Here is a 23,864-nt window from a genome sequence, read left to right as displayed (position 1 = left end):
CGGGCTGATGAGGAGTCAGCGCGTGCGGCCCTGGGCCTCGAACGCGAGCATCCGGTCGAGTACGCGGTCGGCGGTCGGGGCGTGCAGCTCGTCCACGAGTCGCCCGTCGGCGAGGAAGACCACACGGTCGGCGTGCGCGGCGGCGACCGGGTCGTGGGTCACCATCACCACGGTCTGGCCGAGTTCTCGCACCGAGTCGCGCAGGAACCCGAGGACTTCGACACCGGAGCGGGAGTCGAGGTTGCCGGTCGGCTCGTCGGCGAACACGATCTCCGGACGGGACACCAGGGCGCGGGCGACGGCGATGCGCTGCTGCTGGCCGCCGGAGAGCTGCGACGGACGGTGCGCGAGGCGCCCCACGAGCCCCACAGTGGCGACGACGGTGTCCAGCCATGCCGCGTCGGGCTGTCGACCGGCCAGGCGCAGCGGCAGCGTCATGTTCTCCAACGCGGTCAGGGTGGGCAGCAGGTTGAAGCCCTGGAAGACGAAGCCGACCTTCTCCCGCCGCAGTTGGGTGAGTTGACGGTCGTTCAGGGAGGCCAGTTCGACGTCGCCGATCCGGGCCGAACCCGAGGTCACCGGGTCCAGGCCCGCCATGCAGTGCATCAGCGTCGACTTGCCTGAGCCGGACGGACCCATGACCGCGGTGAACCGTGCCCGCGCGAACTCCACGGACACCGAGTCCAACGCGGTGACCTGGGTCTCGCCCCTCCCGTACACCTTGGTCAGGGCCGTGGCACGGGCCGCCGGTTCGGTGAGGGGGGCAGCCGGGGGAACGAGCGTCTGCGACATGAGTACTCCGTCTGGGGAACGACGGCCCGCGAGCGCCCCGCGGGCCGGAGGGACATTCCCATCCTCACGGCTCTCACCTGCGGAAACATCGACCTGGAGGCGGTCGTCGGGGTCTGCCGAAGGGGAGGGACGAGCTGTGTGGCCCTGCCCTTCGGCAGACCCCCGCGCCGACCCGTCTCTGCCTTTGGTCTGACTCGCGTCGCTCACTCAGGTACGGAAACCGGTCCGGGAGTCAGGGGCGCAGGCCTGCGCGGTGCGCGAGGAGGGCCGCCTGCACCCGGCTCGTCGATCCGGTCTTCTCCAGGATCGCGCCCACGTGTGTCTTCACCGTGCCGATGCCGATGGCCAGCCGTTCCGCGATGTCCTGATTCGACAGTCCCTCGCCGAGCATCGCCAGCACCTCCCGCTCGCGCCCGGTGAGCCGGGCGATCCGCTCGTCCTGCGGGGCCGAGCCGTCGGCATCCGCCGCGCCGCCGCGCAGCATCCGGGCGATCACCGACCCGGTGACCCCTGGGGAGAGCACCGCGTCACCGGCCGCCGCCGCCCGGACCGCGCTGATCAGCTCCTGCGGCCCCTCGTCCTTCAGCAGGAACCCCGAGGCGCCGTCCCGCAGCGCCCGCAGCACGTTCTCCTCGTCACCGAAGGTCGTCAGCATCACCACGCGCGGCGCCGGATCGAGCGCGAGCAGCGGCCGGATCGCGGCCAGCCCGTCGCACCCGGGCATCCGGATGTCCACCAGCGCCACATCCGGGTGGTGCGCGGCGGCCTCCTCGACCGCGCGGTGTCCGTCGGGAGCTTCGGCGACCACATCGATGCCGTCGGCGTGCCGCAGGATCAACCGCACCCCGTGCCGGATCATCGCCTCGTCGTCGGCGAGCAGGACACGGATCGGCCGGTTGGGCTCGGTCATGGGGTCTCCCAGGGCGGGGTGTCCCGTACGGACGGGACAGTGAAACGGTCGATGGAGATGAGGCGTTGTGAGGCATCGAAGCAGTAGCGGGTGACGGCGAAGACGCCGGGCCGGGGCCCGCGGCCGGCGGCCGGATAGACGCAGCCCACCGAGCCGACGGGCCGCGGCGGTTCGTGCCCGGTGGCCGCGGCGCGCGCAGCCGGGCTGTCGACGACTCCCTTCAGCTCCTGGTGCGTCATACCGAGGCGCGGCTGCTGAGGCGGGGCCACATGTCTGGGCTGGCTGTACACCAGGGCGATCGCGAACGCCAGCAGCACCCACAGCGCCGCCGCCCCGAGGGCGAACGTCAGCACCCCCGCGGTGCGCGGCTCGCGCGACAGCGCCGCCGTGTCGTCGACCGCCGTCTTGGAAGCCTGCGGGCCGCCGCCGAGCGGTCTCCTCGTGACGGCGTCGTCCGGTTCCGCCGGGATGGCCGCGACCACCTGGAATCCGCCGGTCGGCAGCGCGTCGGCCTCGAAGGTGCCGCCGAGCAGCTCGACCCGCTCGCGCAGGCCCGTCAGGCCGCGCCCCGTCCCGGCCTCGGACGGGGTGCCGGTCGAAGCGGGGGACGCGCCGTTGCGGACCGTCACCCGCACCGTCGGGTCGTCGTGCTCGACCCGCACGGTGACATGGGCGGCTGTCGCGTACCGGTGCACGTTCGTCAGGGTCTCCCGCACCACCCGGTGCACCGCGCGCCGTACCCGTGCCGGGCATTCGTCGAGGTCGGGGCCGCTCCATTCCAGCCGTACGCTGATTCCGCCGTCGCGGGACTCCGCGACCAGCGCCTCGACGTCGGCCCGGGTGCCGGTGGCGTCGGTGAACGCGTCCGGGCCGGTGTCCCCGCCGAGCGGGCCGAGCACCCCGAGGGCCTGCCGCAGTTCACGCATCGCGTCCCGGGTGGTCCGCCGGACCAGGACGGCCTCCTCGCGCAGTTCCGGCGCGGCGTGGTCGAGGGCGAGTTCCAGGCCGCCGGCGTGCAGCGAGATGAGACTGAGCCGATGGCCCACGAGGTCGTGCATCTCGGCGGCGATCCGGGCCCGTTCATGGGTACGGGCCTCGCTGTCCGCGAACCGGCGGGCCCGCTCGGCCGCGTCGCCCCGTTCGCGCAACGCGTGCAGCAGCCGGGCCTGCTGCCCGTACACCGTCCCGACCAGGCCGGGTACGACGACGGCGGTCACCGCCAGGGCCAGCCCGAGCTCCAGGCCGTACACGGCCGAGCCGGTGCCGATCGAGGGACCGGCCGCGATCGCGGATGCCGTGATCAGCAGGCTTCCGCCGCCGAGCAGCCGGGTGCGATGGCGCTGCCGGACGGTGTCGAGCGCCACCGTGTACGCGGTCGCCGCCGTCACCGGACCGACGACCGGCGCCGCCCCGGCGAGGACGGCGAGGATCAGGAGCGCGGTGTCGGGCCGACGCCGCCGCAACGGGAAGAGAGCGACGGCGACCGGGACCACGCACAGTTGCAACCCGGCGTGCGGCAGACTCCACAGCCGCTGGGCGACGGCGAACAGACACAGCGCGGCTACCGCCACACCGGCGGTCTCCGCGACGATCCGACCGACTACTCCCGGACGTGCGGGAGCGTCCGACCCGGGGTGGACGGAACGACGGAAACGGCTGATGAGAGGCACGTCGTCCAGTATTGACCGCGACGGACGCACGGGGCGTGGGCCTCAGGACCGATCCGCGACTCTGCCTTTCGGCAGAGCCCGGCGGATCACCCGGGCCCGGCATCTGTGCCCTCGGCACGGCCCCGGAGGCGGGTGACGGGAAGGCGAGGTTCGGCCAGGCGGCCCCGTCCTACCGGTGTTCGGCGGGACGGGGCCTGCGGGATCCGGGTAACAGCCGGGCCGAGGGCACATGGCCCCGGCTCACGCTCCGTGGATCAAGTCCTGCTGGTCGGGTACGACGGATCCGTCGTCGCGCAGGAGCGGGCCGAAGCCGCCCTCGGGGCGGTTCCAGGCGGCCGTGGCGCACGGGTAGGTGCCCTGCTTCCGCGGGAGCGGCTCGATGAACATGGGGTTGGCGACCCAGCGCCCGTCCGCGTTGTCGTAGGCGCGGCACATGATCTCGCTCTTGTTGCGGTTGAGGACGAGGTGTGCGCCGGTCGCGTCGTCGACGAAGGTCACGTCGGTGTCGGCGTCACCGCCACCGAGCGCGATCCGCTTGTCCCAACGCTGCTTCTCCCAGGCCGACTTCCCCTTGATGTGGAAGATCTCCTGGTTGATCCAGCAGCGCTTGCCGTCGATGTACGGGATGGCCTCGCCCTTGGTGACCGGGACACCGCCGCAGCCCTCGTTGTACAAGGTGATGCGGCCACGCTTGTCGAGGACGGAGCGGATGGCGATGGTGTGCTCGCGGTCGATGCCGACGCCCTGGGACCACACCTCGGTGACCGGTTCGGAGCCCGCGGAGACGATGTAGACGTCGAACCCGGCCTGTTGGAGCGTGCGGATCAGGTCGCGCTGCTGCTCGTAGTAGCGGACGTAGCCGGGGATGGTGTGCGTGCCCAGCTTCTGGGTGGCGCCGACGGGCGCGGCAAGAGCTTCCTTGCGGGCGGCAGCCGCGTACGACTCCAGTTCGGGGACGGTGTGCCCGGCGAAGAGCTGCGGGACCCAGGCGTACTGGGGCACGGTGTGCCGGTGGTCCCACTCACCGGAGAACGCGGCGGCGCCTCTCATCGTCTTGCCGGACTCACGGATGTTGAAGATCTCGTCCGTGCAGTCGGTGTCGGTGGAGGTGGGCAGCGGGGCGCCGACCGGGACGTCGGTGCCACAGGCGGTGGTGAGCGCCCGGTCGGCCTCGTCGGTCATCCACTTGCTGGAGTCCTTCCAGCGCGCGGGCCGGAGGATCTTGTCGTGGCGCAGTGCCCAGGCGATGGTCGCGTCGGTGACGTCGTTCTTGGAGACGGTGTTGTCCCAGTCGAACGCGGCGACGGGGCGCGGGCCGTGATGGCCGTCGCAGGTCCCGCGTTCGTCGATCATGCGCTGGAGTCTCGCCCGGTTCTCCCCGTACCAGGGCAGCTTCGTCGAGAGCTGCGGGCAGGCCCGGGAGGCGGTGGGGGCGGACGGTGCGGACGTGGCGGCGGCCGCAGGGGTGGTCAGGGTCGCGACCGCCATGAGGGTGGCAGCCGCGGCCGAAGTCCACGCGGCAACAAGTCTGTTACGCATGTGAGTGGACCGTACATCAACGTCCGGGGCCTGTTGAGGGTTCGCACACCGTGGCTTCTGTCACCGACCACCACACACGGCGGTGCGGGGGCTACAGGCGGGCTTTCATGCTCTCGCAGACTCCGTGCGCGCCCTTGATCTCGAAGTCGCCCTCGGCGCCGCGGAGTACGCCACGGTAGTGCCCGAAGAGCTGGAAGTAGTCGACGGCGAACAGGCCGAGGTTGTGCTTCACCTGTTTGCGGCCTTCCGGCTCGAAGACGACGTCGATACGGCCGTCTTGGGAGGCGATGTGCCAGGTGGCCGTCGGATCGGCGGACGCGGGCTCGAAGACGATGTCACTCAAGGGCTCACATCCGCTCGTGGTCCACAGGCAGGACTCCTCCGCTTCGCCCGGGAGTTCGGGCCGTGCGGCGAAGTTGGCTCCGACGACCGGGCCGACGTCTGTCGGGGTCGCGAAGGTGCCCCAGAGCCAGGTGGTCCGGTACGGAAGCAGGGAGCGGTGCTCGTCGAGTATCGCCAGGTCGCGGGTCGCGTCGAAGGCGATCTCGGTGTCCCCGACGCAGAGCACACCGGAGACGGGGAAGGCGGCCTTGTGGGTGTACATGCTTCCGCCCGGCAGCCGGGAACTCACCGAGAGCGGAGGGGTGGCCGCCGCGGCGTCGAGTTCGAGACGGCCTCGGACGGCCGGGGCCTTCGGCGTCGCGGCGATGTCGATGTCGATCCGGTGCCGGGCGGACGCGCGGGAGAACGTGCAGTCGATCCGGTAGCCGTCGCGCGCGAAGTGGCAGGCGTTGTCCAGGAGTTCGGCGGGGAGCGTGGGGCTGCCGCCGGACGCGGTGGCCGCGTGCTGGTGGAGCGTGCCGCGCGCCCGGTCGTAGGCGTAGATCTCGGAGCTGGCGAGGTAGTGCGCGTCCTGGATGATCAGGGAGGAGTACCAGTCGGGGTGCAGCAGCGTGAAGCCGACCCACTCCTTGAGGCGCAGGCTCTTCAGACGGCGGGTGAGTCCGGTGTACGCGTCGAGGGGGTCGGCGACGGCGGGACGGTCCGGCAGGCGACCCCAGTGGCGTATGCCGTCCTCGACCAGGCGGTGAGGGGTGGACATGGCGGGTAGTCTGCCGAGGGCATCGGCGCGGGTCAACAGACTGTCCGCAGCAGCCGCCTCGGCCGGTGGGCGAGGCCGAGCGGCGACGCACCGGGTGGCCGGGACCCGCCGCCGCGTTCTCACCCGGGCCTCGGCCTTCGGACGCCTCCGTTCCAAAGGGCGCGCAAGCGGTTGACGCCTCATCGACGCTCCCCTTTACTCGCGACGAATCCCCAGGAGAAGAGGGAGACACATGCGCACGAAGAGAGCGAGACAAGCGAACTCAGGCGCACTGGTCCTGGCCGCGGGCCTGCTCGCCGCGGCGTCCCTGGCGGGGCCCGCCTCCGCCGCGGAGCCGTCGTCGGTCACCTTGGGCGGCGTCGCCTACAACTTCACCACGGGCAAGCCCATCCCCCACGCCCGCGTCGCCGTCGAGGAGACGGGCGCCGCGGTGGAGACGGACGACAACGGCCGGTGGTCTCTCGACGTCCCGGCGGGCTCCGACGCCACCGTGCATATCACCAAGGTCGGCTGGTACCCGATGTACACGCAGACGTTCCAGAACGTGCGGCAGGGCATCCCCGACATCTTCCTCCAGACACCGGATCTCGCGACCACCGCCGGGCTGTGGGCGCTCGTCGCCGCCCAGCAGTGGAAGGACCCGTTCGAAGACGGCTGCGTGATCGTCTCCACGGTCGTGGACAAGCGCGCGGTGGGCATGACCTTCGAGGAGTTGGTGGGCTTCGTCCCGCACGGCGTCCCCGGCTCCACCGCCTCGGCCTCCCCCGCGCTGCCGAAGCCGCTGTACTTCAACGACCACGTGCTGCCCGACATCTCCTTGTCCCAGACCTCCACCGACGGCGGCGTGATGTGGACCAACGTGCCGACCGGCACCTACACCTTCAACGCCACGCACCCCACGGAGAAGTTCGCGCCCTTCACCGCGCAGTGCAAGGACCACCGCTTCATCAACGCCAGCCCCGCCCACGGTCTGCACGGCATGCCGTGACCCTCGGGGAGTTCCTCAGAGGATCTCCTTCTCAGACTCGACGACGACGCCGTACAGGTCGGCGATGGTGGCAAGGGCGCCGCGGTGCACCTGGTCGGCCGGGACGTCGGTGCCCATGACCGGGAGGGAGCGGGTCGCGCAGGCGTCGGCGACGACGGTGGGGCGGTAGCCGCCGAGGAAGGCGCCCTGCGCGGTGAACGCCACACACATGTGGGTCATCCAGCCCACGAGGACGACGTCCTGGCCCGCGCTGAGGTGGGCGGCCAGGTCCGTGCCGACGAACGCGTTCGGGACCTGCTTGACGACGACCGGCTCGCCGTCGACCGGCGCGACCTTCGGGTGGATCCGGCCGATCTCGGCACGGATGTCGTACGGGGTGCCCTCGCCGCCGTCATTGATGACGTGCACGACCTTCGCGCCCTCCTGGCGGGCCCTGGCCAGCAGGTGCGCGGCGGCGTCGAGGGACTGCTCCCAGCCGTCGAGTTCCATGACGCCCTGGGTGTAGGTGTTCTGCATGTCGATCAGGATCAGCGTCGAGCCGGCCAGCTTCGCGGGCGTCCGGTCGAAGCCGTTGAGTTCGCGCAGCGTGGTTCGGGACATGGGTGTACCGCCTTCGGGAGGTGAGTGGGGAGTGCGGCCCGAGCGGTCCGCCGGGCCATGTGTGTCACGCTATGACCCCGCCGCGGTGTCGGCAATGACGTCTGACCCGCAGATACCGACATGCCGACCGCAGCGGCCGTACAGACCGCCCTACCGACCTACCGACCTGCTGACCTGCTGACCTGCTGAACGCCCCTGGGGGACCCGTGCCGGACACCGCCCGACGTCTCGTCGTCATCGTGCTCTTCGACGGCGTCGACCTGCTCGACGTCACCGGGCCGCCGGAGGTGTTCTCGCTCGCCGGGCGCGAGGCCGAGGAGGCCGCGGGCTATCAAGTCCTGCTGACCGCCGAGACCTTGGGCCCCGTCACCACCGGCGCCGGGGTCCGTATCCTGCCCGACCTCACCTTCGAGGAGGCCGCCGGGCGCGGCATCAATACGCTCGTGGTGCCCGGAGCGGTGGAGATCGACGACGAGCGCCGCGTCCATGCCCTCGTCGACCCCTGCCTGGTCGCCTGGGTGAAGGTCCTCGCCGCTCGTGCGCACCGGATCGCCTCCGTGTGCGTGGGCGCGCATCTGCTCGCCGCCGCGGGTCTGCTCGACGGCAAGCGGGCCACCACCCACTGGTCGACGGCGCGGCAACTGGCCGCCGATCACCCGGCGGTGACGGTGGACGCCGACCCGATCTTCGTCCGCGAGGGCAATGTGTGGACCGGGGCCGGGATCAGCGCCTGCCTGGATCTGTCCCTCGCCCTGATCGCCGACGATCTCGGTGAGGCGGTCGCCCTGCGCGTGGCCCGGCAACTGGTCATGTACCTCAAACGCCCCAGTGGGCAGAGCCAGTTCAGCGTTCCGTTGGAACAGATCTCCACCACGCGCCGCATCGAGGACCTTCGCCACCACATCCTGCGCCACCTCGACGAACCGCTGACGGTCGTCGACCTCGCCGCGTACGCGCACGTCAGCGACCGCCATCTGACCCGGCTCTTCAAGACCGAGCTGGGCATGACCCCGCACGCCTACATCGGGTCCGTCCGTGTGGAGAAGGCCCGCCATGAACTGGAGTCCACGGACGCCACGTTGGAACGTATCGCCGCCGTCTGCGGTTTCGGCACGACGGACACCCTGGTACGGGCGTTCCGCCGCCGTCTGGACACGACACCGACGGAGTACCGGCGACGGTTCAGGGTGCCGGTGGCGCGCTGACCCCCTACAACCACCCTGGGAACCTGCCCGAGTTCAGGCCGACGGTGACCCGGTGCGCAGGTGGTCTTCGTGGACTCTCGCTGCCAGGTCGAGCTTGGTGAAGGCCGGGCGGCCGACCTGCTGGTACTTCTCCTTCACCTGGTCCAGGTACCACTTGGCCGTGTGCGGGCTGATACGGGCCCGGCGGGCCGTCGCCTTGAGGGTCAGGCCCGAGGCGTAGTCGAGCAGCACCTGAAGCTCGCGCGGGGTGAGCCGGGGCCGTTGCGGTCGGTCGTCGTGGGCCAGGGCGAAGGCCATCTCGGGCGAGTGCACGGACCGGCCCGCCGCGACCTCGCCGATCACGTCCACCAGCCGGTCGAGCGGGTGGTCCTTCGTCAGGAAGCCGGCCGCGCCCGCCGTGATGGTGTCCACCACGGCGGCCGGCGCGGCCAGCGTGCTGATCACCAGGACCAGGGGCCCGGCGGCGCGCAGCTTGGTGACGTTCGACTCGGGCGCCGAGCCGTCCTTGAGGAGCAGATCGAGCAGCACCACGTCCGCCTGGCGGCCCGGCCCGGCGAGCAGTTCGTCCACCGTGGCGGAGCAGCCGAGCACGCGTAACTGCGGGACCCGCTCCAGCCAGGAGGACAGGCCCTCCAGCAGCATCCGGTCGTCGTCCACCGCCGCGACCCGTATCGCACCACAGGGCTCGTCCGTCATGCGGGCCACCTCAGCTCCACCAGGGTGCCCTCGCCCGGGGCACTGTCCACCTCGGCGGTACCGCCGATCTCCCGCATGCGGGTGTGGATCGACTGCCGCAGGCCCGTTCCCTTGGCGGCGGTCGGTCCGAGGTCGAAGCCGCAGCCGTCGTCCACCACGGTGACGGTGATCCCGCCGCCGCTCCCGGTGGCGGTCAGATGGGCCGTCGACGTACCGGCGTGGTGCCGGACGTTGTTCAGCGCCTCGGTCACGGCGGCGGCCAGCGAACGGGCCACCGGCGCGGGCAGCGCGGGAAGCGCGTGATACCGGGCGTTCACGGTGAGGCCGATGCCTTCGGCGGCGGACACCGCCTGCTCCAGCGCCTCGCCCGCCGCGATGTCGCCGCCCTGCCCGTCCTCCTCGTCCGAGCGCTGGATCAGCCGCCGCAGATACGAGGCTTCGCGGGCGCAGCGCTCGCGGAACGGCGCCGCGGTGGGATCGACGCGCTGCTGGGCGATCGCGGTGAGGGTCGCCAGTACGGTGTCGTGCAACGCCCGGTGCTGGGCGGTCCGTTCGGCGCGGCGGGCCCGCGCGGCCTCGGCTCGTACCGCCCGCTCCTGGGCTTCGTCGAGCAGGACGCCCTGGCGGTACAGGTAGCGCCAGAAGACGTGGGCCAGCACCGCGGAGGAGACCAGCGAGACCAGGTGTCCGCCGAGCGAGCGCGCCGTACCCGCCTGCACACAGCAGGCCGTGTGCACGGCCATGACCAGGCCGACCGCGCCCACCGCCGCGCGCTGTTCTCCCCCGGCCGCCGCCGCGGCGGTCGCCGAGCTGCCGAGCAGCATCACCCAGGAGCTCGGCTGGGCGATCGGCGCGCTGTCGGTCAGCAGCGCGAGGACGGGAACCAGGCAGCCGGCCACCAGGACGTCGCACCAGAGCAGGTACCGGGCGAAGACGCCCTGCCGGTACCCGGAGAGATACAGGGCGACGCTGCTCGCCAGCGCGGCCCCGAACAGCAGCAGGCCGACCCCTCCGCCGGCCGCCGCGGCCACACCACCGGCCAGATGGCTGGCCCGGTACAGGCCGGTGGCCAAGAGCATGAACCGCCGGGCCCGCTGTTGCCCTGATCCCAATGAAGCCCCCCTGGCAACATGAGTCAACAGGGGACAAGTTGCTCTCTGAACCCCTCCGCCGTCAAGATCCGTTATGCGTCGGTTTCCTGAGATCTCCGAACGGCCGTGCCTCGGTGAGCAGTTGATGCTCGGCGAGGTGGGAGTAGAGCCGGTCGGAGCGGAGCAGTTCGTCATGGTCGCCGACCGCCCGGACGGTTCCGGACTGCACCACGGCGATCCGGGCGGCGTCACGCACCGTGGAGAGCCGGTGGGCGACGGCGAGGACGGGCATACGGGCGGCGAGTTCCTGCACCACGGAGCGCAGCGCCGCCTCGTTGACCGCGTCGAGCTGCGAGGTCGCCTCGTCGAGCAGCAGCAGCCGGGGGCGGCGCAGCAGCGCTCGGGCGATGGCGATCCGCTGCCGCTCACCGCCGGAGAGGGAGACGCCGCGGTACTGCACGGGAGCGTCCAGGTCCCCGCCGAGGCGGTCCAGCAGGCCGTCGAGCCGGGTGCGCGTCAGGACCTCGTACAGCTCCGCGTCGGTGGCCCGTTCGGTGGCGTAGGCGAGGTTCTCCCGCAGGGAGCCCGCCATGACCGGGGCGTCCTGTTCCACGTAGCCGATGGCCGACCGCAGCTCGTGCAGGTTCCAGGCGCGCAGCTCCGTGCCGTCCAGCAGGACGGAACCCGCGTCCGGATCCCAGAAGCGTTCGATGAGGTTGAGCGCGGTGCTCTTGCCCGCGCCGGACGGTCCGACCAGCGCGGTCAGGCCCACCGCCGGTACGGCCAGGGAGAAGTCGCGCAGGACCGGGTCGGAGCCGCCGGGGTAGCGGAACGAGACCCGGTCGAAGACCACGGCCGCCTCGCCCCGCCAGGGGGCAACGACCGTACGGGGCACGGCGGGTGAGCGTGGCGGCTCCGGCGAGAGCCGGGTGATCTCGCGGATGCGTTGCAGCGCAGCGCGCCCGGTCTGCGCGAACGCGGCGACCGCGACCAGCGACATCACGGGCTCGCTGAGGTAGAAGACGTAGAGCAGGAAGGCCACCAGGGTGGCGACCGGGATCGCGCCGTAGGAGACCCGCAGCGCGCCGACGCCGAGCACCACGAGGAAGACCAGGTGCACGGCCAGCATGGCCACCGCGCCCGCGGTGGAGTCCCAGCGCGCCCGGATCACCCCGTGCCGGTACGCCTGCTCCGCCGCGGCGGAGACCCGCCGGGCCTCCACCTCCTCCGTACCGCAGGCCTTGACCGTGGTGAAGGCGGCCAGCGAGCGGTCCAGTACGGCGCCCATGTCGCCGATCGAGTTCTGTGCGCCGATCGACGCCCGGCGGATCCGCGGCATGACCAGGCCGAGCATGCCCAGCAGCAGGGCGATGGCCAGCACGCTGGCCCCCAGCAGGACCGGGTCCAGGACGGCCATCAGGGTCAGCGCGCCGACCGTCATGATCACGCCGGTGACCGCCTGCACCAGCGTCTGCTGCACCACCTGGCGCAGCAGTGTCGTGTCGCCGGTGACCCGGGCCATCAGGTCGCCGGGGGTGGCGCGGCGGAAGGCGGTCATCGGCAGGCGCAGGACATGGGCCGTCAGTTGCCTGCGGGCGGTCAGGACGGCGCCCTCGGCGGCCGAGCTGAGCTGGTAGTTGCCGAACGCCGAGCAGGCCGCTCCGGCCAGGACCAGAGCGACCAGCGCCACGAGGGGCCACGCGGCATCGCGCAGCGGGGTCGTACCGCCCAACAGGTGCCGCACGACGAGTGGTTGTACGAGACCCACGGCACCGGAGAGGACCAGCAGCAGACCGGCCGTCAGCAGCCGTCGGCGCTCGGGGGCCACGTAGCGGCGCAGCTCGGTCAGGGCTTCGCGGAGCCGCAGGTCGGTGGCGGTCTCGTCGGCCGGAGCCGGCCCGGTGTCGACCATCCGGATGTGCCCTTCCCCTTGTGCGTATCGTGGAGCCGCGCGGCATCCGGCAGATGAGGACTGCCGGATGCCGCGCGGGGCTGCTCGACCTGTTCGACCGCCGGTCAGGCGATCTGGCAACCGGAGGAGCACTCGCTGTAGATACTGATGAAGCTGCCGATGGTCGTAACCGCGAGGGCCTCGACGGTCCCCTCGATCTCGGGCAGACCTTGCAGGGCGAGAACGGCGTTCATATCGAGTCCGTCCCTTCCGCCGCGGGTCACGCCGGGCGGCAACTGCTGGAGCAGGATCCGTAGAGGCTGATCAGGCTGCCGAGGTTGGAGAAGCCGGGGGTCTCGAAGGCCTCGGTGGTCTCTTCCAGGGCCTGGAGGGCGATGACGGCGTTCATGTCGTGTCCTTCCTTTCGTGTCGTGCTGTCGGGTTGTGCATGCGTGTCGCGCTCGCATGCTTCGTGCTTCGTGCTTCGTGCTTCGTGCTTCGTGCTTCGTGTTGCGACTCTCCGTCGTCTCGCCGGCGTGCGAGGGACGGTGCCGGTTCCCGGGGTGCCGGGACCGGAGTTCAATGGGTGTGGCGGAGCAGGGAGTTCAGTAGGTGGCGGGACCGGTGCTCATGGGGTGGCGGGGAACGGGAGCATCCGTACCTCGGGCCCGTCGAGCACCCGCGTGAGCGCGAGCAGCACGCCCGCGCTGCCGGAGGCGAGGTCCGAGGTGTACCGCTCCTGGCCGCCCGCGAGCACGCGCAGCCCGCTGGGGTGCCGGATCGTGTACTTCGCGAGACCGGTGGCGATCCGGAGCGCCATGTCCCGCTCGCCCGGGTCGCCGCTGTGGTGGGCGTGCTCGGCCAGGGTGAACGCCCAGCCCGCGACGCCGAGATAGAGGCCGGGTTCGGCCGCACAGGTGAGGCGGCACATGGTCAGTACTCGGGGCAGCGCGGCGGTGCAGCGCTCGTCGCCGGTCGCGGCGGCCAGCCGGGAGAGCGCGGTGGCCACCCCTGCCGAACCGATCGACAGATAGGGCAGGTTGCGGACCCCGGACTCGTCCCGGAAGAGCAGCCCGTCCGCGCCGCCGTCCGCCGCCCGGTCGAGTTCGGCGTGCATCAGCCGGACGGCACCCTCCAAGTAGCGCCGCTCGCCGGTGTATTCACCGAGCGCGGTCAGGAAGAGGACGGTGCCGGACAGACCGGTGGCCAGGCCCGGCACTCCGGCGTCGGCCAGGACGACGTCGCGGTGCCTGCCGATGAAGGTGTCGCCGAGCTTGGTGGCGGTGACCAGCCGCTGGTCGCCGCCGTAGCGGGCGTGGAAGTCCAGGTGGGTCAGGCCGATACCGGAGGCGCCGTTGCCGAGATGGGCGGAGGCGAGCGCGAGCGGATGCCGCAGCGAGGCGTGCAGGAGCCGCTCGGCCTCCTCGGCCAGGCCCAGTTCGGCCAGTACCCAGGCCAGGCCCGCGGTGCCGACCTGGAGCCCCGGTGCCAGCAGGTCGACGTTCGCCAGCGCGTCGCGGCGGAACCGGGCCACCACCTCCTCGGGGATCGGCGCGCCCGCCTGGTGCAGGGCGTGCAGTACGCCCGCGGTGCCGTGCTCCAGGCAGTGGGTGTTCACCGCGTAGCCGCGGGGCGGGGGCGGGAAGAGCCAGTCCGGGCCGTCCGGTCTGGCCATCGCGAGCAGCCCAGCGGTGATGCCGTCGCGCAGTGCGGCGAGCGCGCGCTCGGGGTGCTCGTCCAGCTCGGCGGCGGTGGGAATTTCGTAGGTGCTCTCGATCTCCGGGGCCGCGCTGCCGTGGTATCTGGTGGCGGTGCGCCAGATGAACTCCGGTACCGGGACCTCCTGTTCGAGGTCCCTGCGGTACAGCTCCGCCCGGCCGCGCGGGTCGCGCTCCAGCGGCTGGCTGAGCGGGAACAGCGCGCACAGGGCCAGGCCGGACAGACCGTACTCGTCTCTGTCGACGCCCGCCTCGCGCAGGGCCCGGGGCGGTGTGTAGCCCGGTGTGCCGAGCGGGGACGGCTCTTCGGTGAGCAGCGTCGCGGTCTCGAAGTCGATGAGCCGGACGTCCAGGTCGTCCAGTACGACGACGTTGCCGTGGCTGAGGTCGCCGAACCGCAGGCCGATCGCGTGCAGTTGGTCGATCCGGTTCCGTACGCCCGCCAGGATCCGTTCCGCGTCGGCGAGATACGCCGTGTGGCGCTCGGCGGCCACACCGATTCGGCCCATCACGGTGTTTCCCGCGACCCAGTGCAGGAAGCCGGTGCCCTCGACGAACTCGGTGACCAGGAAGTCGTGTTCCCACTCGGTGAAGTAGTCGACCGGCTCGGGGCAGAGACCGGCGGCCCGGTCGTGGATCAGGCGCAGCATCGCGTGTTCCTTGCGCAGCCGGTCCCTCGCGTCGGTGTCGTCCCCGATGAGCCCGTTGTGGGCGCGGGCCTCCTTGATGAACACCGTCCGGCCCGTGTGGGTGTCGGTGGCGCGGTAGGTGCCCCCGCCGTTGCTGTGCCGGATCACCTTGGTGATCTCGAAGCGGCCGTTGAGCAGGATCGGGCCAGCGTGCGGCTCGGGCGGCGTGCCGAACGGGTCCTCGACACCGGCGGGCAGTACGAACTGCGCGGAGCGCACGTCCGGGACGTCGTTGCCCTGTCCGTCCTTCACCAAGTGCAGTCGGGTGCCGTCGAGTTGGACAAGGCTGCGGTTCAGGAAGGCGCCGTAGCGGTAGTAGACCACTCCGGTGTCGCCGTAGCGCCGGTCGGAGAGGACGTACGGGCCGACCTCGTCCTTCAGTTCGAGCGCGAGCCGGTCCATCAGCCGCCGCGCGCTCTCGGCGTCCGGCGGGTACACCGCGCAGAACTTCCCCGCCTGCGATCGCGCCGCGTGCTTGTGGTGCATGGTCTCGAAGAACAGCCGGTTCGCCAGGTGCTTGAAGGCCAGGCCCTCTTCGAAGCAGATCCGCGCGACCGTGTCGAGCGTGAAGTGCAGCCGGGAGAGGGTGGTGGAGACATGCACCTTCCACCCTTGCTCCACGATCACCGGCTCGGCGGGCTGCCAGTGCAGCCACACCCCGTCGGCCGTCCCCTGCCAGCCGTCCGGCACCACGTCGGGCCGGTAGCGCTCGCCCACCTCGGGGGCCCGCTCCAGCGGAACGTAGAACTCCCGGTCCGCCAGCGTCAGCCAGAAGTCGAGCACCGCCACCTCCCATGGATTCCGCTCCGGAAATCCGCTTCCCGGGGCCGAGATGACGTTATGGGGAAGGTGAGGAACACCTGTACCCCCCTCTTCTGGGGGGTTTCGGGGCGGCGCGCGCGGGACACGACTTCCCGTACTGTGCACGGCATATCCCGAACTGTGCGCGGCCTGTCCCGTACCGAGCGCGGCGGCTCTCTCAGTGACCGCTCGGCGGCTCGAAGCAACCCGTCTCGGGGTAGGGGCCGTTGGCCTTCGCCTCGAAGTTGGACTCCTGGACGAAGCCGGAGGCGCATGCGTCGTCGTGCACACGGACAGCCACCTCCGCGCCCGGCAGCCGGGTGTAGCCACCGTTCTCGTAGTGCTGAGGCAAGGGGCGGACGATCAGGGGCTGGGTCGTGCTGTCCTCGGAGAAGCCCGCTTGCTCAAGTGCCTGACGCACAGAGGCGATGTCCAGCTTGTGCTGCTTCCACAGCTTCTCCAGCACCGGTCGGATGCGGTCGGCCACACGGTAGGCGTCACGAGCGTGCTCGGGCTTCATCTCGCCCGCCTGCCGGTAGGCGTTGTTCTCGTGATAGTGCGGCGCCCCGTCCCCGGCGCCGGGTTCAACGTAGGGCGGAGCAGGGGCAGTTGCGGAGGGTGAACCTGAAGTCGTCGACACGGAGGGTCGGGAGGGCCCGCTCGCTCCCGCGCGGGTGTCGCCGCAACCGGCCGTCAGTATGGCAACCGACAAGCACACGGCTGTACTTGCCAGGCCTCTTCGTATCCCCGTGGGCATCGTCATGGCCCGATCCTGTCATGCGGACATCCCTGGAACGCCTGTGGGGAACATCAACTCCCACCCTCCCATGAGCAAGTCGGGAGTGTTGAAGCAGCGTACTGAAGGCCAGTGACGGGGGCGTTCATGACCGGTCTCTCCGAAATCTCCGCTGAACTCGCCGCCTACTTCTCGCCGGCGGCCGAGACCTTGGGCGCCGCCCTGGTGGCGAGGGCCGCGCAGCGCATCGCGGACGGGTCGACGGAGTGGGGCCAGGGCTGCTTCCGCAGGCTCTTCCGTCGAGGCGGCGGCGAGGACACCGCGCTCGCCATGCCCGAGGGGCGCAGCGAACAGCGCGCCGACCACCTGCTCGGCGCGCTCTCCCCCGAGGACAGACAACGGCTTGCCGAGGCCCTCACGGTATGGCTCGGCGAACAGCGGGACCGCCGCCCGGACGAGGCCCGCCTTGCGGAGCTCATGGCAGCCGCCCCGGCGCCCGCCCGTACGTACCATGTCACGGCCCACGGCCCGAACTCCGCCGCCATCGGCTCTGTCGGGGACGGCGCCACCTTCCACTTCGGCGGCGGCGGTCGTCACACGGACGGAACATGAGCACCACCGGCCCCGGTGCGGGCGGGAACTCCGAGACACACCGGAACTCCGGGACGCACCACGTCAGTTCGCATGGCGTCGGCTCGTCCTCGTTCGGCTCGGTCGGTGACAACGCCACGTTCACCTGGGAATTCAAGCGGCCGTTGAGGCATGTCGCCTGGCTCTGTGTCGGCAGCACCACGGCGACGATCACCGCCGTCACTCCGGGCATCACCCCGAACGCGATGAAGGTGGCCGCACGGTCGAAGGTCGACTTCGACCTCGGCGGGCGCGAGGGAGCGGTCCGGTTCGCGGTCCATGTGCGGCCGGAGACAGGCTGTTCCATGCGTCTGGCGCAGGCCCGCGGAACGCTGCACAACAACTGAACCGAGACGACTGTGAGGACCGTTCATGAACAGAGCACGGCACCGTTCCCGCGCGATCCGCGTCGGGGCCGCCGTGGCAGCCTTGGCGGGGGTCGCGCTGGTCGGCTGCTCCTCGGAGCCTCAGTCGCTGTTGGCCGAAGGGATCGAGGTCGGCGCCAAGAGCGATCAGCCGGGCACGAGTTACTCACCTCACGACGGCAAGTTCGAAGGCCTGGACGTCACAGTCGCCCGGGAAGTGCTCCGCAGGGTGGGGGTGGAGTCCCCGGATTTCGAAGCCGTTCTGTCCGAGGACCGGGCCCGCGCGCTGCACAAGGATGATGTCCAACTCGTCGCGGCCACCTACACGATCACGGCGGACAGGATGGCGCCGACGTCCGCACACGGAGACGGGCTCGACTTCGTGGGCCCCTACGCGTCCACCCAACAGGGCATCCTCGTACGAGCGGAGGACGCCGGACGCTACACGAGCCTGGACAGTCTCGCGGGGAAGCACGTCTGCGTCTGGAGAGGCACCACCTCCAAGACGGAGCTGGAGCCCCTCGTCCCCACGCGCACCCGCAACGAGGCCAGGCCCACCGACGCCGACATCGACCGCTACTCCTGCCGCGACGAGCCGGGGAACGCGTCGGTGAACGACTGACAGCCGTCCCGGCACCGGGCGGTGCCGAGCGCGGTCAACGGGGCCGGTCGATGTGTCGGGTCGCCTGTGCCGTGAGGGTCCGGTACGCGATCTTGCCCGTGGGGCCGAGGGGCATCTCCGTGAGCGTCAACAGGTGTTCGGGGTGTTTGCGGCGGGACAGGCCGCGGGCTGACAGGTGGGTGGTGAGGTCGGTCAGGGCGGGGGCGGGGGTGCCGGGGGTCGGGCGGATACAGGCGCACAGTCGTTCGCCGAGGTCCGGGTCGGGCACCGGGACGCACGCCGCCTCCGCGACGGCGGGATGGCTGCTCAGTTCGTGTTCGACCTCGGCGAGGCTGATGTTGAGGCCGCCGCGTACGACGATGCGCTTGAGGCGGCCGAGGACGTGCAGTCGGCCGTGCTCGTCCAGTCGGCCGAGGTCGCCCGTGCGGACCCAGCCGTCGGCGGTGCGGTAACGCGCGTCCAGGGCGGGCGAGTTGACGTAGCACAGGGGCGTCATGGGGCCCAACGCCTCGATCTGGCCGCTGTGTCCGGGGGGCAGTGGGGTGCCGTCGGGGCCGGTGATCCGGATGCTCGCGACCGCCGGGTCGGGGGTGCCGACGCTGTCGCCCGGCGGGTGACTCTCCCCCGCCGTATGGCAGTTCACGCCGTCCGAGGAACCGTAGACGGTCACCACCGGGCGGCCGAGGCGTCGGCGGCAGGCCTGTGCGACGGCCGGGGGCAGAGCGGCGCCGCTGGAGACGACGGCGCGCAACGACGAGGTGTCCTCGCCGGGTCGGGCCGGAAGGTCGGCGATCCGCCGCAGCATGGTGGGGACCGCGAACAGATGCGTGGGGCGGTGTTCGGCGATCAGCCGCAGCGCGCCCGCCGGGTCGAACCCCGAGGACACGATGAGGGTTCCGCCGAGCGCGGCGAGGGTGACCGGTGTGCCGAGGGAGCCGAAGGAGGAGGCCAGCGGGACGAGGACGAGGTGGCGGGGCGGCACCTCGGGGTCCGGGTGCAGGGACCGGACGTAGCGGGCCCGGCCGCCGGCCAGGGCATGATGGCTGTAGGCGACCATCTTCGGCTCGGTCTCGGATCCGGACGACACCAGGATGCGGGCGGGGCCGTACGGGTCGACCGACCGGGGCCGCCAGGGGTGCCCGGTCCGCGGTGCGTGCAGACCCGACGCGCGATTGTCGCCCGGTCCCGGTACGAACACCGCGTCCAGGTCGGCGAGTTCGGAGACGGCCTCGATCTGCCGGGCCGAGGCGAGGACCGCTCCGCGGGCCCGGCAGCGGGCGAGAAGGGCGCGGGTGTCACGGTCGTCGGTGCTCGGCGGAAGCGGGAGGGTCACCGCGCCGATCGCGTACACGGCGAGTTCCGCGGCCACCGCGTCGCGTCCGTCGGGCAGCCGCAGCGCCACCACGTCCTCGCCCGTGAGGCCCGCCCGCGTGAACAGGGCGGCGATACGGCGGACTTCGACGTCCAGGGCCGCGTAGGACAGGGTCCCGGTGTCGTCCACCACGGCGGCGCGGTCCGGGTGTTCCCGGACTCGGGCGGTGAACAGCGTGTACAGATCGGCGTCCGGGCACAGGCCCGCCGTCACCCAGGCCTGTCGCCGGGCGCGGGGCACGAGGTCGGGGAAGGGCACTCCGGCGCGCGAGGTCCATACCGGTTCTCCGTCCCGGACCACGGGGAGAGTGGCGAGGGCGGTTGTCATGCGAACTCCCAGGGCGCGTACGGGCGGGCGTGTCCGGTGACCGGGTCCGGTGGGGCGATGGCCGGTCGGAAGGCGGGGTCGTGTGCCAGGGCGGCCAGGTCGGTGTGGACGGGGGTGGCGGTCAGGCCTGCCTCCGCCAGTCGGCGCGTCCACTCCTTCGTGGTGCGAAACTTCGCGTCGGTGCGGTCGAACAGGTCGCGCACCACCTCGGGTCGGGCCCGTGACTCGGGGCCGAGGTACAGATGGCCGTCGGCGGTGGCCAGTGGCCGGTCCAGGAGCGTCCAGTGGACTCGGCGCGCGGGTCGGGGGATCAGCGCGGCCGCGGAGACCAGGCTGGAGTCGACGCGGCTGCCGCACCCGGTCTGCACCCGAGCCGCCAGCGCGGCCAACACGCCCTGGGCGCAGACCAGTCCGCCGAGCACGTCGGTGAGGGTCATCAGGGAGGGGGCCGGGGGTTCGTCGGCCGGGCGTACCGCGGCGGCGAGTCCGCTGTGCACCTGGGCGAGGTAGTCGGTGCCCAGGGGTGGCCGTTCGCCGAGGGTGTCACCGAAGCCGGACGCCCACGCGTACACCAGGCCGGGGCGCAGGTCGTCGGAGTCCAGACCGAGCCGACCCGCCTTGCCGGGAGCCCAGTTGTGCAGGAAGACATCGGCCGCGGCGGCGAGTTCGCGTACGGTGTCCCGGCCCTGCGCGGTGGTGAGGTCGGCCTCGATCACGCGCTTGCCCGCGTTGAGAGCCGTGAACCGGGCCGAGGTGCCGTGCGCCAGCGGAGGCAGCCAGCGCATCGGGTCCCCGCCGGGAGGCTCGACGCGGATCACCTCGGCGCCCAGCATCCGTAGGACATGCCCGGCGAGCGGGCCCTGCACCCGGCGCGTGGACTCCACCACCCGCAGGCCGGTCAGGGGGAGGGTGGCATCGGGCGGGCGGGGCGAGGGTAGGGCGGTGGCCGGGTGCGCCGGGGCGGGGGTGAGCCGCCAGGGTGCCGGGTGGACGGCCGGGGCGGGGTCGCGGCCGATGGTGAGGAGGCTGACACCGCTGTGGTGGGCGGCGGCTCGCAGGTCCGCCGACGTCCGGCGCCGGGCGGCCCGCCGCAGTGCGTCGGGCAGCGGGCAGACGGCCGTGGCGAACCGCTGCTGGAAGGGCAGCCAGCCACGACCGGCGAGTGCGGCGGGCACCCCGAGCCGGGCCCAGAACTCCCGCCAGGCCGACGGGTCCAGGGTCTCGATCTCCACGCGGGCGCCGTCCGAGGTGACCAGGGTCGCCAGCCCGGCCGCCGTCACCTCGGACGGCTCCGGTCCGAGGCCTTCGTCAGCGGTCGCCGCGGCGAGGTACTGGCCGAGCGCCAGCAGCGCCCCTTGGGCCACCGAGGTCCGTACCTCGTCCAGGTCCAGTCCGCGAGCCCGCCCGATTGCGGCGGCGGTGGCCCCCTGGGCCGCGAGCACCCCCGCCACCACCGAGGCGTAGTCGACCGCCAGCGGGGCGGGGCCGCCCATGGCCCGGCCGTGGACGTGCATGAGACCACAGGCGGCCTGTACGGCACGCTCGTCCGGCAGATCCCTGTCGACCGGGCCCGCCCAGTCGATGGTGTGCCGCACCACCACGGGCTGTGCGGTGTGCCGTAACAACCGGTCGGCGACGGTCATGGCGACCTCGGGGGGTGCGGCGGTACGGAGGTCCGGTGTCACCTGTGCCCCTTGCCGGGACGGCGGCCCTGCACCGAGTAGAAGACGCTGGAGGCGGCGCGGAACGACGGGTCGCGCATCAACTGCCGTACCCGGTCCAGGTCTTCGTCGGTCATGCCCTGCTCGACCAGTCGGCCCCGGAGGTTGCGCGTGTGGTTCGACTGAAGTCCGAGGCCGGGGTCCTCGGCGTGGCGTACGTCGATGTTCAGATGAACGTCGATGGCCGTGAGCCCCGCCGCGCGCAGGGCGGACGGCACTCTGCGGCCCCAGTGCGGGTCGCCGCCCGCGGCGCGCAGGGCGGCTGCCTTGGCGCGCAGGAACCGGACGTACAGCTCTTCGGCTGCCGCGTCCGGGGTCAGCAGCGGCGGCTCGTAGGAGGCGTCGATCTCGTCGATCTGCAGCACGCCGCCGGGCCGCAGGGCGCGTACGAGTCCGCGCAGGACGGCGTCGCGGGAGGGCACGTGCTGGAGCACCAGGCGCGCCACCACCAGGTCGTAGGCCTCCTCCGGCAGCGGGTCGCGGGCCACGTCCAGGGCGGCGACCTCGAGGTTCGGGCCGGGTGCGAGGTCGCGGATGTCGCGGTCGGTGGCGAGCACCGAGCCGCCGGGGGCGACCCGGTCCGCGAGCCAGCGCGCGACGCTGCCACCGCCCGCGCCGATCTCCAGGCAGTGCCAGCCGGGGGCGACCCCGGCGGCGGCAAGGCGGGGCAGGGTCACCGGGTCGTAGGCGGCTTCCAGGCAGCGGTGCTGGTCGCGGCTGTGCGCGGTGCCGTTGCCGAAGACGGCGCGCGCGGGAACCGGCGGTGCCATGAAGGGTGCTCCTTACGTCAGGGGGTGACCGATGACGGTGCACATCAGGTGACGGATCGTCAGGTCCAGCGGCCGGTACCCGCGAGCGCGGACCCCGTGAGCCGCCGTGCCAGGGTGGCGCGGCGGACCTTGCCGGTGCCGGTGCGGGGCACATCGTCCCAGGTGAGGACGGCCGGGTCACGCAAGCTCGGCAGTCCGTACACGGCCTGTTTCCAGGCGTCCGGGTCCAGTCGGCCGTCGGCCGTGACCACGACGGGCAGCGGGTCGCCGTCCGGGACGCCGAGGACCACGCATTCGAGGGCCTGGGGCAGCCGCTGCTCCAGCGCGTCCTCGGTCCGCAGACAGCTCATGCCGGGGAGGCTGTCGACCTCGCGGTCCAGGACACTGACGCTGCCGTCGCGGTGCAGTACCCCCAGGTCGCCCGTCGACCACCACTCGCCGACCCGTTTGGCGTTCCAGCGTGCGTCCTCGGCGACGTAGCCGAGGGCGAGGGCCGCGGTGCGGACGAGGAGCAGTCCGGGGCGGCCTCGCGGCACCGGGCGCAGGGTGTCCGGGTCCACCGCGCGCAGCCGGGTCCGGCCCGGCACCGGGCGGCCCAGCAGGCGCGCCGTGGACTCCGCGTCCGGGGCGAGCGCGGAGCGCCGGGTGTGGAAGCGGAAGGTCAGCGGTCCGGTCTCGGTCTGGCCCCAGCCCTGCATCCACAGCGGACGGGGGTGCTGGCTGGCGGTCAGATACGCGCGCAGGGCGGGCGGATGGACGGCGTCGTAGGTGCTGATGTACAGACGGACGCGGCGGAACGCGGTGTCGAGCCGGGTGGTGAGCGGGCGCAGCCGGACGAACCCGGCGGGGGTCGCCTCGGCGACGGTGGGCGGGTGGGCGCGCAGCAGCGGATCGGCGGAGTCCGGGTCGTCCCCGCTGAGCACCACGATCTCGGCGGGCGCGGCCGAGAGCACCACCGCCGTCCAGCAGAAGGTGCGTCCGTGGGCGTACGCGCTGGCGTTGAGCAGGACGTCGTCCGGGCGGATGCCGATGCCGGGGTAGCGCACGGCCTCGAAGCGGGCCAGCTTGTCCACGAGGGTCCGCGTGGAGTGGATCACGAGTTTGGGCAGCCCGGTCGTGCCCGAGGTGTGGTGGATGACAAGGGGTTCGTCGGCGGGGCGTCGTACGGGCGGGCAGGGGCGGGTGGCGTCGAGCGCGGCGAGGTGGACCGCGCCGGGTGCGTGGGCGTCGAGGGTGATGCAGAGCGGGGCCGGTGCGCCCGCCGCGAGGTCGCGGCAGCGGGTCAGCAGCGCGGTGGTGGTGACGAGCGCGGCCGGTCGCAGCCGTTCGAGCAGGGTGACCAGGTCCTTCGTGTCCAGCCCGGCGGACAGTTGTGCGGGCACGGCGCCGACGCGGACCGCGGCGCAGGCGAGCAGGTCGTAGTCCCAGTGGTTGTCCTTCACGATCGCCACGCGGTCTCCGGGCCGTACTCCGGCGTCGGCCAGCCGGGCGGCGGTGGCGCGGACCAGGTGGGCGAGTTCCGTGACGGTCCAGCGGGTTCCGGCCCGCGGGGCGATGTCGAAGGGCCGGTCGAGGTGGACCACGGTGCGGGTGCCCGCTGCCGCCGCCTCGTCGAACAAGGTGCCCATG

The 23,864-nt window shown here is 72.1% G+C and carries 22 protein-coding genes; 5 read left to right on the top strand and 17 right to left on the bottom strand.

What is annotated here, in order from left to right; all coding sequences use genetic code 11:
• Positions 1–15: 15 nt before the first annotated feature.
• From ACZ60T_RS24305 to ACZ60T_RS24285, 5 genes are all read right to left on the bottom strand, one after another.
• Positions 16–792 carry an ABC transporter ATP-binding protein gene (locus ACZ60T_RS24305; RefSeq protein WP_469667787.1) on the bottom strand — a complete coding sequence of 259 codons (777 nt, stop codon included), beginning with the start codon at positions 790–792 and terminating at the stop codon, positions 16–18.
• Between the two features lie 232 nt (positions 793–1,024).
• A complete protein-coding gene (locus ACZ60T_RS24300) occupies positions 1,025–1,702 on the bottom strand; it encodes a response regulator transcription factor (RefSeq protein WP_365625415.1) in 678 nt (225 codons plus the stop codon).
• Positions 1,699–3,273, bottom strand: a complete 1,575-nt coding sequence (locus tag ACZ60T_RS24295) for a sensor histidine kinase (RefSeq protein ID WP_469667786.1) — start codon at positions 3,271–3,273, stop codon at positions 1,699–1,701. The genes ACZ60T_RS24300 and ACZ60T_RS24295 overlap by 4 nt, the downstream gene beginning before the upstream one ends.
• Before the next feature lie 339 nt (positions 3,274–3,612).
• Positions 3,613–4,911: an HAD family hydrolase gene (locus ACZ60T_RS24290; RefSeq protein ID WP_469667784.1), complete on the bottom strand. Its 1,299-nt coding sequence runs from the start codon at positions 4,909–4,911 to the stop codon at positions 3,613–3,615.
• A gap of 91 nt (positions 4,912–5,002) precedes the next feature.
• The gene (locus ACZ60T_RS24285; RefSeq protein ID WP_469667783.1) at positions 5,003–6,013 is read right to left on the bottom strand and encodes a DUF2804 domain-containing protein; all 1,011 of its coding nucleotides are present in this window, start codon (positions 6,011–6,013) and stop codon (positions 5,003–5,005) included.
• 232 nt (positions 6,014–6,245) lie between these two features.
• Between ACZ60T_RS24285 and ACZ60T_RS24280 the strand changes: the two genes are divergently transcribed.
• Positions 6,246–7,001 (top strand): peptidase associated/transthyretin-like domain-containing protein, encoded by a 756-nt coding sequence (locus tag ACZ60T_RS24280; RefSeq protein WP_469667782.1) that lies wholly within the window; start codon positions 6,246–6,248, stop codon positions 6,999–7,001.
• A 15-nt stretch (positions 7,002–7,016) separates the two neighbouring features.
• On the opposite strand, the gene ACZ60T_RS24275 is transcribed toward ACZ60T_RS24280, so the two are convergent.
• Positions 7,017–7,601 carry a cysteine hydrolase family protein gene (locus ACZ60T_RS24275; protein ID WP_469667780.1) on the bottom strand — a complete coding sequence of 195 codons (585 nt, stop codon included), beginning with the start codon at positions 7,599–7,601 and terminating at the stop codon, positions 7,017–7,019.
• Positions 7,602–7,807: 206 nt separating this feature from the next.
• Between ACZ60T_RS24275 and ACZ60T_RS24270 the strand changes: the two genes are divergently transcribed.
• The gene (locus ACZ60T_RS24270; protein WP_469667779.1) at positions 7,808–8,806 is read left to right on the top strand and encodes a GlxA family transcriptional regulator; all 999 of its coding nucleotides are present in this window, start codon (positions 7,808–7,810) and stop codon (positions 8,804–8,806) included.
• A 33-nt stretch (positions 8,807–8,839) separates the two neighbouring features.
• Here ACZ60T_RS24270 and ACZ60T_RS24265 read toward each other — a convergent pair whose 3' ends face one another.
• The 7 genes from ACZ60T_RS24265 to ACZ60T_RS24235 form a co-directional block, all read right to left on the bottom strand.
• A complete protein-coding gene (locus ACZ60T_RS24265; RefSeq protein WP_469667778.1) occupies positions 8,840–9,502 on the bottom strand; it encodes a response regulator in 663 nt (220 codons plus the stop codon).
• Entirely contained in the window at positions 9,499–10,581 is a 1,083-nt protein-coding gene (locus ACZ60T_RS24260) for a sensor histidine kinase (RefSeq protein WP_469667777.1), read from the bottom strand. The genes ACZ60T_RS24265 and ACZ60T_RS24260 overlap by 4 nt, the downstream gene beginning before the upstream one ends.
• A 94-nt stretch (positions 10,582–10,675) precedes the next feature.
• Entirely contained in the window at positions 10,676–12,505 is a 1,830-nt protein-coding gene (locus ACZ60T_RS24255) for an ABC transporter ATP-binding protein (protein ID WP_469667775.1), read from the bottom strand.
• A 104-nt stretch (positions 12,506–12,609) separates the two neighbouring features.
• Positions 12,610–12,738: a hypothetical protein gene (locus ACZ60T_RS24250; protein ID WP_365625385.1), complete on the bottom strand. Its 129-nt coding sequence runs from the start codon at positions 12,736–12,738 to the stop codon at positions 12,610–12,612.
• A gap of 26 nt (positions 12,739–12,764) precedes the next feature.
• Positions 12,765–12,893: a class III lanthipeptide gene (locus ACZ60T_RS24245; RefSeq protein WP_365625382.1), complete on the bottom strand. Its 129-nt coding sequence runs from the start codon at positions 12,891–12,893 to the stop codon at positions 12,765–12,767.
• Between the two features lie 219 nt (positions 12,894–13,112).
• Entirely contained in the window at positions 13,113–15,674 is a 2,562-nt protein-coding gene (lanKC, locus tag ACZ60T_RS24240; protein WP_469667774.1) for a class III lanthionine synthetase LanKC, read from the bottom strand.
• Positions 15,675–15,870: 196 nt separating this feature from the next.
• On the bottom strand, positions 15,871–16,212 hold the full coding sequence (locus ACZ60T_RS24235) for a hypothetical protein (RefSeq protein WP_469667773.1): 342 nt from the start codon (positions 16,210–16,212) through the stop codon (positions 15,871–15,873).
• A 363-nt stretch (positions 16,213–16,575) separates the two neighbouring features.
• Here ACZ60T_RS24235 and ACZ60T_RS24230 point away from each other — a divergent pair, with 363 nt between their 5' ends.
• From ACZ60T_RS24230 to ACZ60T_RS24220, 3 genes are read left to right on the top strand one after another with little or no spacing between them, the layout of a single operon-like run.
• The gene (locus tag ACZ60T_RS24230; protein WP_469667772.1) at positions 16,576–17,040 is read left to right on the top strand and encodes a hypothetical protein; all 465 of its coding nucleotides are present in this window, start codon (positions 16,576–16,578) and stop codon (positions 17,038–17,040) included.
• Positions 17,037–17,405, top strand: coding sequence for a hypothetical protein (locus ACZ60T_RS24225; protein ID WP_469667771.1), 369 nt, complete (start codon positions 17,037–17,039; stop codon positions 17,403–17,405). Before ACZ60T_RS24230 ends, ACZ60T_RS24225 begins: the two co-directional genes overlap by 4 nt.
• Positions 17,406–17,430: 25 nt before the next feature.
• Complete coding sequence (locus tag ACZ60T_RS24220) at positions 17,431–18,045, top strand: transporter substrate-binding domain-containing protein (protein ID WP_469667770.1); 615 nt, start codon at positions 17,431–17,433, stop codon at positions 18,043–18,045.
• A 34-nt stretch (positions 18,046–18,079) separates the two neighbouring features.
• Here ACZ60T_RS24220 and ACZ60T_RS24215 read toward each other — a convergent pair whose 3' ends face one another.
• From ACZ60T_RS24215 to ACZ60T_RS24200, 4 genes are read right to left on the bottom strand one after another with little or no spacing between them, the layout of a single operon-like run.
• A complete protein-coding gene (locus tag ACZ60T_RS24215; protein WP_469667769.1) occupies positions 18,080–19,744 on the bottom strand; it encodes a class I adenylate-forming enzyme family protein in 1,665 nt (554 codons plus the stop codon).
• Positions 19,741–21,429, bottom strand: coding sequence for a CoA transferase (locus ACZ60T_RS24210; RefSeq protein WP_469667768.1), 1,689 nt, complete (start codon positions 21,427–21,429; stop codon positions 19,741–19,743). The genes ACZ60T_RS24215 and ACZ60T_RS24210 overlap by 4 nt, the downstream gene beginning before the upstream one ends.
• Positions 21,426–22,235, bottom strand: coding sequence for a class I SAM-dependent methyltransferase (locus ACZ60T_RS24205; RefSeq protein WP_365625358.1), 810 nt, complete (start codon positions 22,233–22,235; stop codon positions 21,426–21,428). The genes ACZ60T_RS24210 and ACZ60T_RS24205 overlap by 4 nt, the downstream gene beginning before the upstream one ends.
• Before the next feature lie 59 nt (positions 22,236–22,294).
• A complete protein-coding gene (locus tag ACZ60T_RS24200) occupies positions 22,295–23,863 on the bottom strand; it encodes a class I adenylate-forming enzyme family protein (protein ID WP_469667767.1) in 1,569 nt (522 codons plus the stop codon).
• Position 23,864: the final 1 nt, after the last annotated feature.

The sequence above is a fragment of the Streptomyces sp. NPDC104371 genome (assembly GCF_055583785.1).
This window is presented reverse-complemented; position numbering and strand designations above follow the sequence as displayed.